This window comes from Actinosynnema sp. NPDC050801 (genome assembly GCF_040673975.1).
In the GTDB taxonomy this organism is placed as follows: domain Bacteria; phylum Actinomycetota; class Actinomycetes; order Mycobacteriales; family Pseudonocardiaceae; genus Actinosynnema.
In genome coordinates this window covers 57,573-70,617 of sequence record NZ_JBFAQZ010000020.1, presented here as the reverse complement: position 1 = coordinate 70,617, position 13,045 = coordinate 57,573, and the positions used below count along the sequence as shown (strand labels likewise).

Sequence of the window (13,045 nt, the reverse complement as noted above, 5' to 3'; positions counted from 1 at the left end):
CGGTCGGTGGGTCGGTTGGTCGGATCATCTGCGCACGCCCCATCTTCACCCGATCGAGAACGCCTCGCACCTCGGCGCAGGGGGTCTGGTTGTCGGTGGGCGCCGGCATCGTCGGAGCCGTGCTGATCAACCTGCTGTTCCCGCCCCGTTGTCCCGGCTGCGGCGCCTGGGGTGCGCGTGCGTGCGCCCGCTGCCTGGCCCTGTTCGGCCCTCCGGTGCGCGTCCCCGGTGTCGGGCCGCCGGTGTTCGCGCTGGCCGCGTACGGGGGAGCGGCGCGTGAGTTGGTGCTCGCGTTCAAGGAGCGCGGGCGTCGCGAGCTGGCGGCCGTGTTCGGCGCGCTGGTCGCCGCCGCGGTGCCCCGGCTGCCCGGCGTGGGGCCCGATCCGTGGCTCGTGCCCGCGCCCTCCCGTGCGTCGGCCGCCCGGGCCCGCGGCGGTTCCCACGTATTGGGAGTGGCACGTGCGTCCGGCTTTTCCGCGGCGCCGGCGCTGGCGTTCGCGAGAGGCGTTCGCGATTCGGCGGCGCTCGACGCGGCGTCTCGACACGCGAATCTCGCCGGCCGTGTCCGACTCGTCCCGGAATGTCTGCCACCACCGAAAACCCCGGTTGTCCTGCTGGATGACGTGGTGACGACGGGATCGACGGCACGCGCCTGCGTTTCGGTGTTGAAAGCGGCCGGATTCGGGGTACCCGCTGTCCTCACGCTGACAACTGCACGCGGATCCCACCCACACGGGTGAACCGCACCGGGAACCTCCCGGGACGCTCGGCCGTTGGCCGGTTATGACGCCCACGCAGAGGCCGTTCGACGTAACCACTCTGCTGGCGGGTGCTCGTGCCGGGCTCGGCCGTTCGGGTGAGCCGTTGTCCGCGCGGGGTTCCGGCGTGTCGGTGCGGCGCGCCGTCGGTGCCGATTTTTCGTCGCTCTGCGTTACGACAAGAAAATCTTGGATTTCCCCCGTCCCAGGGGCTGTCGCAGCGGCGAATACCGGGCTAACGTGCACCGCTATCAGCGTTCCCGGCACGCGGGGAGGAGGCGAGCAGCCCATGACCCTGGCGCCGGTGAGGCACTGAGGGACCACCCTCAGCGACAAGTCCGCGAACAAGATCGCGGACCCGGCGCCCAAGCGATCCGAAGCCATTGCTCGCAGCAAAGCGAGGGAGGTCGTGTATGGACATCGTCGTTAAGGGCCGCAACGTCGAGGTGCCCGATCATTACAGGGTTCACGTCGCCGAAAAGCTGGCCAGGCTTGAGCGTTACGACCGCAAGGTCATCCGCTTCGACGTGGAGCTTTTCCACGAGCCGAACCGCAGGCAGTCCAAGAACTGCCAGCGTGTCGAGATCACCGGCAAGGGACGCGGTCCGGTGGTTCGTTCCGAAGCATGTGCGGGCGACTTCTACGCCGCCCTGGACTCCGCGGTGAGCAAGCTCGAGAACCGACTGCGGCGCTCTCATGACCGCAGGCGCGTGCACCACGGGCGACGCGGCCCGACTTCGGTCGCCGAGGCGACGAGCGGACTCGCGGAGTCGCTCCCCCTCCTCCCGGACGGCGACGGCGGCCAGGCACAGGGCATGTGGCCCGGCCGCACCGCGGTACTGGAAACAACCGAGCCGGAACCCGCGCACGAGGGCATGGCGGAAGTGCCCTCGCAGCGCTGGGAAGACGGCATCGAGGACAACCTCCCCGGCCAGATCGTGCGCGAGAAAGAGCACACGGCCAAGCCGATGACCGTCGACCAGGCCCTCTACGAGATGGAACTGGTCGGCCACGACTTCTACCTGTTCTCCGACGCCGACAGCGGCCGTCCGAGCGTCGTCTACCGCCGGAAGGGATTCGACTACGGCGTGATCAGACTGGCCTGAGCCGGGTCATGGCCGCTGCTCCGCACGCGGCGGCTCGGTCGTCCAGTTGAGTTGATTGGCCGTTGACGCGGCGGCCAGGTCGTCCGCGCCTCGTTCTCCACCGGTCGAAGAGCGTGATCGGCAAAGAATGAGGCGCGGACGACCGACGCGATCTGGTGAAGTGGTCAACTTCTGCCTTATTCGGCGTCCGTCGAACTTGTCCAGCGCCCGAGGCGCGGGATCTCCGGCGTCCGATGGTGTGGCATTCGTCTCTGAATCAGGTGAATGGCGCGATCTTGGCGCGCGCGGCCGTCGAGCCCGCGCCCCATGCGTCCAACCGGGTGGTGCTCGCCGGTGCGCGATCACGGATAGCGATCTTGTCGACGTCGGCGCGGGTGCTCCGGAGGCGTTCCGCTGGACGTTCCACACCGGTTCCTACCTGTGTCTGTGCACACACGTTCACGACTTGCCTACGATGGCAGGTGGTGAAGGTTCGCCATGGCCGTGGCGAACCCCTGTGGAAGGCGCCCGTCCCCCGGGCGCGTCGCGATGAGGTAATGAGGTCGACCCAGATGGTGCTGTCCCGACTGCTCCGCGCCGGCGAGGGCAAGATGCTCAAGCGCCTGCGCAACATCGCAGCGCACATCAACAACCTCGAAGACGACGTCGTCGACCTCTCCGATGCGGAGCTGCGCGCGAAGACCGAGGAGTTCCGCAAGCGCTACGCCGACGGCGAGTCACTCGACGAGCTGCTGCCGGAGGCCTTCGCGGTCGTCCGAGAGGGAGCCAAGCGCACCCTCGGCCAGCGCCCCTTCGACGTCCAGCTCATGGGCGGCGCGGCGCTGCACCTCGGGCAGATCGCCGAGATGCGCACCGGTGAGGGCAAGACGCTGACGTCCGTGCTGCCCGTGTACCTCAACGCCATCGCCGGCGAGGGCGTGCACGTGGTCACGACCAACGACTACCTGGCCAAGCGCGACGCCGACTGGATGGGCCGCATCCACCGGTTCCTCGGCCTCACCGTCGGCGCGATCCTGTCGGAGATGACGCCCGAACAGCGCCGCGTCGCTTACAACGCCGACATCACCTACGGCACGAACAACGAGTTCGGCTTCGACTACCTCCGCGACAACATGGCCTGGAGCCGCGAGGAGATGGTCCAGCGCGGCCACTACTTCGCGATGGTCGACGAGGTCGACTCGATCCTCATCGACGAGGCCCGCACGCCGCTGATCATCTCCGGCCCGGCCGACCAGTCGTCGCGCTGGTACGTCGAGTTCGCCCGGTTGGCCACCAAGATGCGCCGCGACACCCACTACGAGGTGGACGAGCGCAAGCGCACGGTCGGCGTCACCGAGGCGGGCGTGCAGTTCGTCGAGGACCAGCTCGGCATCGACAACCTGTACGACTCCACCAACACCCCGCTGGTCGGGTACTTCCAGAACTCGATCAAGGCCAAGGAGCTCTTCGCCAAGGACAAGGACTACATCGTCCGCAACGGCGAGGTCATGATCGTCGACGAGTTCACCGGCCGCGTGCTGGCGGGCCGCCGCTACAACGAGGGCATGCACCAGGCGATCGAGGCCAAGGAAGGCGTCGAGATCAAGGCGGAGAACCAGACCCTCGCCACGATCACCCTGCAGAACTACTTCCGCCTGTACCGGAAGCTGGGCGGCATGACCGGTACCGCCGAGACCGAGGCGGCCGAGTTCCACCAGACCTACAAGCTCGGCGTGGTGCCGATCCCGACCAACCGCCCGATGCAGCGCAAGGACGAGTCCGACCTCGTCTACAAGACCGAGGAGGCGAAGTTCGAGGCCGTCGCCGAGGACATCGCCGAGCGGCACGCGAAGGGCCAGCCGGTCCTGGTCGGCACGACCAGCGTCGAGCGCTCCGAGTACCTGTCGAAGCTGCTCGTGCAGAAGGGCATCCCGCACGAGGTGCTCAACGCCAAGCACCACGAGCGCGAGGCGCTGATCATCGCCAAGGCCGGCCGCAAGGGCGCCGTCACGGTCGCCACCAACATGGCCGGTCGAGGCACGGACATCGTGCTGGGCGGCAACCCGGACATCATCACCGACCACGAGCTGCGCGAACGCGGCCTCGACCCGGTCGAGCACGCCGAGGAGTACGAGGCCGCCTGGGCCAAGCTGATCGAGGAGATCACCGCCGAGGTCAAGGCCGAGGCCGAGGAGGTCCGCGAGGCAGGCGGCCTGTACGTGCTGGGCACCGAGCGGCACGAGTCGCGGCGCATCGACAACCAGCTGCGCGGTCGTTCCGGCCGTCAGGGCGACCCCGGCGAGTCGCGGTTCTACCTGTCGTTGAAGGACGAGCTGATGCGCCGCTTCAACGCGGCGATGGTCGAGACGGTCATGACCCGGCTGAAGGTGCCGGACGACGTGCCGATCGAGCACAAGATGGTCACCCGGGCCATCCGCAGCGCGCAGACGCAGGTCGAGCAGCAGAACTTCGAGATCCGCAAGAACGTCCTCAAGTACGACGAGGTCATGAACGAGCAGCGCAAGGTCATCTACGCCGAGCGCCGCCGCGTGCTCGACGGTGAGGACCTGCGTGAACAGGTCGAGCACATGATCACCAGCGTGGTCGGCGACTACGTCGACGGCGCGACGGCCGACGGTTACGCCGAGGACTGGGACCTCGACCAGCTGTGGACGGCGCTCAAGACGCTCTACCCGATCACGCTCGACCACAAGACGGTGGTCGAGGAGGACGAAGACGTCACCCGCGAGTCGCTGAAGGCGAAGCTGCAGGCCGACGCCCTGGCCGCGTACGAGGCGCGTGAGGCGGACATCGACGGCCGGGTCGGGCCGGGCGCCATGCGTGAGCTGGAGCGCCGCGTCCTGCTCTCCGTGCTGGACCGCAAGTGGCGCGAGCACCTGTACGAGATGGACTACCTCAAGGAGGGCATCGGCCTGCGGGCGATGGCCCAGCGCGACCCGCTGATCGAGTACCAGCGGGAGGGCTTCGACATGTTCAACGGCATGCTCGAAGCGCTGAAGGAGGAGACCGTCGGCTTCCTGTTCAACCTGCAGGTGGAAGCCGCCGAACCCGAGCCCGCCGCCGAACCGCCGGTCCAGGTCTCGATCGCCAACGGCGGCCCGCTGACCGGCAGCCGCGCCCGAGCCCGCGCCGCCGCGGCCGCTGCCGCCCAGCAGCAGGCGGACGCAAACCAGGCACCCGCCGGCCCCGCCCTCGCGCAACTCCAGAGCGGCAACGCCATCCCACCCGCACTCCGCGGCAAGGGTCTCGACGGTCACGCCCAGCAGGGCCTGACCTACTCGGGCCCGTCGGAGAGCGGCGACGCCGAGACCAGCGGCAACACCGCCCAGCAAGGCGCCGCAGGTCAGCCCGGCGGCACCCGCAAGGAACGCCGCGCCGCCGCCCGCGCCCAGGCCAAGGGCCAGCGCAAGGGCCCGCGCCAGTAGGCCCGACCGGGCTCAGGAATCGACCTGAGCGACCCACAACGCACCACTGACGAAGCCACAACGCACCACGAACGAAGCGACAAACGAAGCGGGGCCCGACACCAGCCGGGCCCCGCTTCGCCACATCCAGCCACCTCCACCGCCCCTGCCCTGACCTGGGCCGCCGCCCTGCGCCGCCTGCCCTCGCCCGCCGCGCCCCGCCCGCCTGCCCTACGCCGCCGTCCCGCGCTGCCTGGCCTGACCCGCGCCGCCGCCCTGCGCCGTCTGCTCTGACCCGCCCCGCCTGCCCTGCCCCTACGCCGCCGCCCCGCGCTGCCTGACCCGCGCCGCCGTTCCGCGCTGCCTGCCTGACCTGGGCCGCCGTCCTGCCCTGCCTGCCTGTGCCGCCTGGCGCTGCCTGCCTGGGGCCGTCGCCATGCCGTACCCGCTCTGCCCGGCTGGCCTGCCCAGGCTCCCTTGGGCCGTCGGCCCTGCCCCGGCCGGGAAGGGCCCGGCGCTGTCCGGCTGCACTGCCCGCCCTTGCCGGCCGGCTTGCCCGCGCTGCCTGCCAGGCCTGCCGCGGCTCGCCTGTGCTGCCCGCGAGTTCAGCCAGCCCTGCGTTGGCTGCCTGCCCTGCCCTGCCCCGGCCTGGCCCCCGCCCCGCTCGCCCTGCGCCGCCTGCCCTCGCCCGCCGCGCCGCACGTTCGTTCTCTTCCTGTCCCTGGCTGGCCCTCCCGGGTCTTGCTGGGCTGGCTGTGGCAGTGGCAGTCCTTGAGTCTCCGGAGGGGTGGCGGCGGGCGGGTGGTGGTCGGCGGGGGTGGGTGGTGGTGGTCGGGGTGGCGGGTTGGCGGTCGGGGGTGGTTGCCGGCTCGGTCCTCATTAACCGAGGTACGAGAACAGTGTTTCCGTACATTTTGGTGGCAATCTCACCCGATCGTGTTGCCGATGGGCGGGGTCGAGGAGGGGGTCGTTGCTCAGCCCCGCCCACCTGCCGGACTGGCTGGGGTCAGGGGAGTAGGTGGAATTCCGTGCAGTGCCAGCGTGAACCCCGGCGTTCTACTCGGGCGGCGAAGGCTCGGACTTTTGTCGGCATGTGCAGGGTGCCCGCCAGTTCCGCCGCGTCCGCCGACACGTGGCACAGGCGGTAGCGGCCGAGGCGGGTTTGGGTCGGTGTTGCGGCGCGCGTCACGGTGGTCAGGGCCCTTGGGGTGAAGTTGGCCGACAACTGCCGTGGGGGACGACGGCCGCTCAGTGCCTCCACCAGCGGGAACAGGAAGTGTCGTGCGTCCAGTGGCGGGCAGGTGGGCGGCTGGGCCGAGGGCGTCGCCGCCTCGACCTCCGGGTTCCGGGTGGTGGCGGGCTTCGTGGACGACAGGGTGCGGAGTTGAGGTGGCATGCTGAACCGAGGGCGGACGGCCGGGGTTTCGTACCAAGATCACCCGATGGAGGCACGGTGCGGGGACTGGTTCTCGACTTCGGCGGTGTCCTCACGGACCTCGGCGACGACCACACGGCGACCGAACCACCCCTGCTCGCCGCCACCCGCCAAGCGCGTCACCAGGGCATCCTCACCGCGATGCTCTCGAACGCCGACTTCCTCTGGCGCCCACCGGCGGGCTGGGAGGACCTGTTCGACGTCGTGATCACCTCCGGCGAGGTCGGCATGGCCAAACCCGACCGCCGCATCTACCTGCTCGCCGCTGAACGGCTCGGCCTCCCCGCGCAGGAGTGCGTCTTCGTGGACGACCTCGCGGTCAACGTCCGGGGCGCCGCGGCCGCCGGAATGGTCGGCGTGCACCACCAGTCCGTGCAGTCCACGCTTGAGGAACTGGAAACCCTGCTGGACATCCCCCTGCAGGGTTAATCGGTGACGAACGGCCACGGGAAGTCCACCTGGGCGGTGAGTTGCCGCTCACTCGACTGCGCTCGTACGTTCTGACCGCTACCGGGGAACACCACCCGTGCGAATGGCGGGTGTCTGCTTGCGGTTCCGCACCCGGCGCCGGACCAGGGGCGCGGGTGCGGGCCCTCGGGGGCTGATCGGGACGGTCCGACGGGTACCGCGTCGGGTGGCTGTGGTGAGCCACCGATCAGCCGGGTTAGGCAGTGCGGGCGTCGGAGCGGCCCTCCGGCGCCCGCACTGCGCCGCCAACCGCCACGACCCCCGGTGACGTCCCGCGCGAGCTCAGCGGGTCGTCCGCCGCCGAACCACCTCGAAGCACAGCACCGCCGCCGCGCTGGCCACGTTCAGCGACTCCACGCCCGCCGCCATCGGGATCGACAGCCACCCGGTCACGTGCGGCCGCACGTCGTCGGAGATCCCCGCCGTCTCACTGCCCAGCACGAACGCCGCCCGCGCCGGCAGGTCCGCCGAGTACACCGACTCCCGGGCGTTCGCGTCGAGCGCGAAGATCGGGTACCCGGCCGCCCGCAACCCGGCGACCGCCTCCGCCGCCGTCGCGCACCGCAGCACCGGCGCCCGGAACGCCACCCCCGCCGAAGCCTTCACCACCATCGGGTCGATCGACGCGACACCGCGCCGCGGCACCACGATCCCGTCCACCCCCGCCGCCGTGGCCGTGCGCAGGATCATCCCGACGTTCGCCGGGGTGGTGATCCCGTCGAGCACCAGCACGGTCCGGGGCCGGTCGCGCAACCCGGCCTCCAGCGGGCGCATCCGCGGCGCCACGACGTCGGCCAGCACGCCCTGGTCCTGCTTGCCGTTCCCGGCGAGCACCTTGACCCGCTGCGCCGTCGCCCGCTGGACCGTGACGCCCCGGCGGCTGGCCGCGTCCAGGATCTCCCGGGCGGCCGGACCGCGGGCCGTGTCGGCGAGCATGACCTTGTCGACTTCGAGCCGCGGGTCGTCAAGGGCTTCGAGCACGGGCTTGCGGCCGTACACGGTGACGAACTTGTCCTTGGGTGACACATCCACGGGGCAAGTGTCCTCTACCCGATTGGGGCTTGTTTTCGAGCCGTCAATCATGATGATCGTCACATGGCATCGCGCGACGAGGCGCACCGTCTGCTGGCCAGTGGCCGGGAGGCGGACGTCTACCTGCGTCCCGACGGCTTGCTGGTCAAGCGCAGCCGCACGGGCCGCGACCTGGGGCCGGAGGCCGAGTTGATGCGCTACCTGCGCTGGCACGGCATACCGGTGCCCAGGGTGGCGGACGCCTCGGAGACGGACCTGGTCATGGAGTACGTCCCCGGCCCGCGCATGTCGCAGGAGCTGGACGCCAAGCCGTGGCGCGCGGGCGCCCTCGGCCGCGAGCTGGCCGAACTGCACCGCAAGCTGGACGAGGTGCCCGCGCCCGCGTTCCTGCGCGGTGACGGAGACCTGCTGCACCTCGACCTGCACCCCGGCAACGTGGTGATGGGCCCGGAGGGCGCGGTGGTGGTCGACTGGGGCAGCGCGAGCAAGGGCGACCGCAAGGTCGACGTCGCGTTGAGCTGGCTGGCGATCGCGGTGGCGCCGCTGCGGCCGTTCAAGCGGCTCGCCCGGTCGCGCATGGTGCGCGGGTTCCTGTCCGGCGTCGACGGTTCGGTGCGGGTCGAGGCACGCCGCGCGATGCCGGCCGCCGCGGCGATCAGGCTGGCCCGGCACGAGCGCGACGAAGCCGAGGTCAGCGCCGTGCACCGGCTGGTGCGCGACTGCACCGAGTAGCCCGCACCGACCTGCCCGCACCGACTAGCCTGGACCGCATGCCCGACCGCCTGTCCGCGCTGGACGCCTCGTTCCTGTACTTGGAGGACTCCACGACGCCGATGCACGTCGGTGGGGTCGCGGTGTTCCGCCGACCGCGCACGGGCTTCGACTACGACCGCCTCGTCGCCCTGATCGAACAGCGGCTGTCTCTGGTGCCCCGCTACCGGCACAAGGTCGTGCACGTGCCCGGACGGCTCGCGCGACCGGTGTGGGTGGACGACGCGGACTTCGACGTGACCTACCACGTGCGGCGGTCGGCGTTGCCGAAACCGGGCAGCGACCAGCAGCTGCACGACCTGGTGGCGCGGCTGATGTCCCGGCCGCTGGACCAGACCCGGCCGCTCTGGGAGGTCTACCTGGTCGAGGGCCTGGCCCGGAACCGGACCGCGGTGATCACCAAGACCCACCAGGCGATGGTGGACGGGTTCGGCGCGCCGGAGATCGGGCAGGTGATGCTGGACGTGTCCGCGACGCCGCGGCCGCCGGTCGAGTCGTTGTGGATGCCGTCACCGGAGCCGAGCGGGTTGCAGCTGGTGGCCGACGCCGTGGCGGAGGCCGTGCAGCGGCCCGGCGAGGTGGTGGAGAACGTCCGTTCGGCGGCCATGGACACGGTGGCGACCGTGCGCAAGGTCGCCGGGGTGTTCGGTGGGTTGGCCTTCGCGGTGCGGACCGCCGCGACGCCCGCGCCCGGCAGCCCGTTGAACGTGCGGATCTCGCCGCAGCGGCGGTTCGCGGTGGCGCGCACCAGGCTGGACGTGTTCCGCGAGATCCGGCGGGTGCACGGCGGCACGGTGAACGACGGCGTGCTGGCGGTGCTGTCCGGTGCGCTGCGGAACTGGCTGCTGTCGCGCGGCGAGATCGTCACGGCGGGTACGACGATCCGGGCGATGGCGCCGATGTCGGTGCGCGATGACGAGACGCAGGTGTCGGCGTACCTGGTCGACCTGCCGGTGGGCGAGTCGAACCCGGTCGTGCGGCTGCACCACGTGTCGCACGCCATGCGCGCGCACCAGGAGTCGGGGCAGTCGGTGGCGGCGCAGACGTTGGCGCGGTTCTCGGGGTTCGCGCCGCCGACCCTGCACGCGTTGGGCGCACGGGCGGCGTCGTCGTTCTCCCGGCGGTTGTTCAACGTCGTGGTGACGAACGTGCCCGGGCCGCAGGTGCCGCTGTACGCGGCGGGGGCGAAGATGATCGAGATGTTCCCGGTCGTGCCGTTGGCGAAGAACCAGGCGTTGTCGATCGGCGTGACGTCTTATGACGGTGGCGTGTACTTCGGCCTGAACGCCGATCGCGACGCCATGTCCGATGTGGACGTGCTGGCGGCGATGGTCGAGGAGTCGGTGGAGGAACTGATGGGAACGGTGTCCACATGAGGGTGTACCTCCCGGCGACCGTCGCGATGTTGCGCGACCTGGTGGAGCGCGGTGAGTTCGTCGCGGTGGGCGGGACGGGGTTCGCCCTGACGCCCGCGTTGCGCGAGTCGTACGCGACCGGTGACACGGAGGAGCTGGAGTACTCGGCCATGCTCGACGCCGCGCGCGGTTCGCTGCGGCTGATCGCGGGTGACGAGAAGGCCGTGCCGAGGCGCGCGGTCGTGTCGGCGGACGTGCCGGACGTGAAGCTGCGGCCGGACCTGGACTTCTCGGTGGTGAAGCTGTCCGGGCCGGTGCCGATGGAGCTGATCGCGGCGATCCACCTGGACACGCTGGAGGCCGAGGACGACGTGCGCGCGGCGGCCGACGTCATCGACGCGGCGGACCTGGGCGACCCGGACGCGGAGTTCGCGCTCGGCGGTGCCGAGGACCACGAGCTGGCCTGGTACGCGCCGCAGGAGCTGCCGTTCCTGCTGGAGTTGATGTAGCCGGCGGGCGGCCGGGCGCGGCCGGGTGCACGCGGGTCACATGCCGGCCGCGGGCTGCCAGAGCTCGATGCGGTTGCCCTCGGGGTCGACGCACCACCCGAACCGGCCGTACTCCGAGTCCTCGGTCTGCGGCAGCACCTCGACACCCCGCCCGCGCAGCTGCGCCAGCAGCGCGGTCAGGTCGTCCACCCGCAGGTTGATCATGGCTCGCTGCCCCGGTTCGCCGAAGTAGTCGGTGTCGTTGGCGAACAGCGCGAGGGTCGTCGTCTCCGCTTCACCCCAGTGGAACGTGATGGCGCCGCTCGCGCTCATCGGCACGCCGAGGTGCCGCCGGTACCACTCGGCCATGCGTTCGGGGTTGCGCGCGCGCAGGAAAACGCCGCCGATTCCAGTCACCTTGGCCACGGCTGCGCACCGTACTACCGCGTGCGGCGGCGAGCCCATGGTCGCGGTCACCCCGCCACCCGAACCGGTCAACGAAACGGCGCGAGCGTACGTACCAGGCCGGGCCGACCGTGACTCTCCGCTGTGACGGGTGAGGGGGTGTCACATCCCGGCGGGCTGTGCCGTCCAGGAGGTGTAGCCAACCGACGACGGCAGGAGCGCACGTGGAAGCCCGTTTGAACCTCATCGACAGCCCCGCTACGGCGAAGGTGGTCAAGCACTTCATCGCCGCGGACAAGGCGCTCAAGGACTCGACGCTGCCGTCCGCGACGCAGGAGCTGGTGAAGATCCGCGCCAGCCAGATCAACGGCTGCGGCTACTGCACCGACATGCACACCAAGGACGCCGCGCACGCCGGGGAGACGTCGGTCCGGCTCAACCTCGTCGCGGCCTGGCGGGAGGCCACCGTGTTCACCGAGGCCGAGCGGGCCGCCCTGGAGCTGGCGGAGCAGGGCACCCGCATCGCCGACGCGGCCGGCGGCGTCACCGACGACGCCTGGGCGGACGCCGCCAAGCACTACGACGACGACCAGCTCGCCGCGTTGGTGTCCCTCATCGCCCTGATCAACGCCTTCAACCGCGCGAACGTGATCGTCCGGCAGCCCGCGGGTGACTACCGGCCCGGCCAGTTCGACTGACGGCGTCCTGAGCGTTGAACTCGGGGGTCCTGAACGTAGGACACGCGCGACGCGAACGTAGGACACGCGCGTTCTGGAGGTAGGACACGCGCGGGTTGGGGGAGGACGCGCTGGTTAGTCGTATTCCTCCAGTTTGCTGCGGGAGGACAGGAGGCGGCGCAGGGAGGCGAGGCGGCCGGGGGACGCCTCGCCGGTGCGCACCAGCTCGTCCAGCATGCAGTCGGGGTCGTCCGGTTCACCCAGGTGACCGCAGCCGGACGGGCACTCCTCGGCCATCGCCTTCATGTCCGGGAACGCGCCGACGATGTCGTCCGGCGTGATGTGCGCCAGGCCGAACGAGCGGATGCCCGGCGTGTCCACCGCCCAACCGCCCTCGGGCAGCGGCAGCGCCACGGTCTGGGTGGACGTGTGCCGCCCCTTGCCCACGCCGCTGACCACGCCCACCGCCCGGTGCGCGTCGGGCACGAGCCTGTTCACCAACGTCGACTTGCCGACGCCCGAGTGCCCGATCAACGCCGACAGCCGGTTCACCAACCGCCCCCGCAGCTCGTCCGGGTCCTGGTCGGACCGCGTCACCACCACCGGCAGGTCCAGCTCGGCGTAGGCGGCGAGCAGCTCGTCCGGCGACGCCAGGTCCGACTTCGTCAGGCACAGCAGCGGTTCCAGCCCGCCCGCGTACGCGGCGACCAGGCAGCGGTCGATGAAACCGCGCCGCGGCTGCGGGTCGGCCAACGCCGACACGATCACCAGCTGCTCGGCGTTGGCCACCACCACCCGCTCGAACGGGTCCGTGTCGTCCGCCGTGCGCCGCAAGACGCTGCGCCGCTCCTCCACCCGCACGATCCGCGCCAACGTGTCCGGCTGGCCGGAGGTGTCGCCGACCAGCCCCACGTGGTCGCCGACGACGACCGGGGTGCGGCCGAGTTCCCGCGCCCGCATGGCGATCACCATCCGCGCCGGGTCGTCGTCCATCGCGCACGTCCACCGCCCGCGGTCCACCCCGACGACCATGGCGGGCACCGCGTCCGCGTGCTCGGGCCTGCGCTTGCTGCGCGGCCGGGTCCCCTTGCCCGGCCGCACCCGCACGTCGGACTCGTCCAACCGCCGCCAGTCGCCGCGTGCCAC

12 protein-coding genes are annotated in these 13,045 nt (G+C 70.9%); 8 read left to right on the top strand and 4 right to left on the bottom strand.

Annotation, left to right across the window (positions count from 1 at the left end):
* Nucleotides 1-119: 119 nt before the first annotated feature.
* The 3 genes from AB0K14_RS32545 to secA all read left to right on the top strand — a co-directional run bounded on the left by AB0K14_RS32545 (nucleotide 120) and on the right by secA (nucleotide 5,289).
* Entirely contained in the window at nucleotides 120-740 is a 621-nt protein-coding gene (locus tag AB0K14_RS32545; RefSeq protein WP_360452295.1) for a phosphoribosyltransferase, read from the top strand.
* A 431-nt stretch (nucleotides 741-1,171) separates the two neighbouring features.
* A complete protein-coding gene (gene raiA / locus AB0K14_RS32540; protein WP_360452296.1) occupies nucleotides 1,172-1,864 on the top strand; it encodes a ribosome-associated translation inhibitor RaiA in 693 nt (230 codons plus the stop codon).
* A gap of 551 nt (nucleotides 1,865-2,415) precedes the next feature.
* Nucleotides 2,416-5,289, top strand: a complete 2,874-nt coding sequence (gene secA / locus AB0K14_RS32535; protein ID WP_360452504.1) for a preprotein translocase subunit SecA — start codon at nucleotides 2,416-2,418, stop codon at nucleotides 5,287-5,289.
* Between the two features lie 985 nt (nucleotides 5,290-6,274).
* On the opposite strand, the gene AB0K14_RS32530 is transcribed toward secA, so the two are convergent.
* On the bottom strand, nucleotides 6,275-6,664 hold the full coding sequence (locus AB0K14_RS32530; protein ID WP_360452298.1) for an Rv3235 family protein: 390 nt from the start codon (nucleotides 6,662-6,664) through the stop codon (nucleotides 6,275-6,277).
* A gap of 57 nt (nucleotides 6,665-6,721) precedes the next feature.
* Here AB0K14_RS32530 and AB0K14_RS32525 point away from each other — a divergent pair, with 57 nt between their 5' ends.
* A complete protein-coding gene (locus AB0K14_RS32525) occupies nucleotides 6,722-7,132 on the top strand; it encodes an HAD-IA family hydrolase (protein WP_360452300.1) in 411 nt (136 codons plus the stop codon).
* Between the two features lie 321 nt (nucleotides 7,133-7,453).
* Here AB0K14_RS32525 and AB0K14_RS32520 read toward each other — a convergent pair whose 3' ends face one another.
* Complete coding sequence (locus tag AB0K14_RS32520) at nucleotides 7,454-8,203, bottom strand: RNA methyltransferase (protein WP_360452302.1); 750 nt, start codon at nucleotides 8,201-8,203, stop codon at nucleotides 7,454-7,456.
* A gap of 63 nt (nucleotides 8,204-8,266) precedes the next feature.
* On the opposite strand from AB0K14_RS32520, the gene AB0K14_RS32515 reads away from it, so the two are divergent.
* Genes AB0K14_RS32515 through AB0K14_RS32505 form a run of 3 tightly spaced genes read left to right on the top strand, consistent with a single transcriptional unit; the run spans nucleotide 8,267 to nucleotide 10,838 of the window.
* Nucleotides 8,267-8,935, top strand: a complete 669-nt coding sequence (locus AB0K14_RS32515; protein WP_360452304.1) for a phosphotransferase — start codon at nucleotides 8,267-8,269, stop codon at nucleotides 8,933-8,935.
* Nucleotides 8,936-8,973: 38 nt separating this feature from the next.
* Nucleotides 8,974-10,350: a wax ester/triacylglycerol synthase family O-acyltransferase gene (locus AB0K14_RS32510; RefSeq protein ID WP_360452306.1), complete on the top strand. Its 1,377-nt coding sequence runs from the start codon at nucleotides 8,974-8,976 to the stop codon at nucleotides 10,348-10,350.
* The gene (locus tag AB0K14_RS32505) at nucleotides 10,347-10,838 is read left to right on the top strand and encodes a hypothetical protein (RefSeq protein ID WP_360452308.1); all 492 of its coding nucleotides are present in this window, start codon (nucleotides 10,347-10,349) and stop codon (nucleotides 10,836-10,838) included. Before AB0K14_RS32510 ends, AB0K14_RS32505 begins: the two co-directional genes overlap by 4 nt.
* 36 nt (nucleotides 10,839-10,874) lie before the next feature.
* Here AB0K14_RS32505 and AB0K14_RS32500 read toward each other — a convergent pair whose 3' ends face one another.
* The gene (locus AB0K14_RS32500; protein WP_360452310.1) at nucleotides 10,875-11,243 is read right to left on the bottom strand and encodes a VOC family protein; all 369 of its coding nucleotides are present in this window, start codon (nucleotides 11,241-11,243) and stop codon (nucleotides 10,875-10,877) included.
* 203 nt (nucleotides 11,244-11,446) lie between these two features.
* Here AB0K14_RS32500 and AB0K14_RS32495 point away from each other — a divergent pair, with 203 nt between their 5' ends.
* On the top strand, nucleotides 11,447-11,920 hold the full coding sequence (locus AB0K14_RS32495; RefSeq protein WP_360452312.1) for a carboxymuconolactone decarboxylase family protein: 474 nt from the start codon (nucleotides 11,447-11,449) through the stop codon (nucleotides 11,918-11,920).
* A gap of 114 nt (nucleotides 11,921-12,034) precedes the next feature.
* Here AB0K14_RS32495 and rsgA read toward each other — a convergent pair whose 3' ends face one another.
* Entirely contained in the window at nucleotides 12,035-13,045 is a 1,011-nt protein-coding gene (gene rsgA / locus AB0K14_RS32490; protein ID WP_360452314.1) for a ribosome small subunit-dependent GTPase A, read from the bottom strand.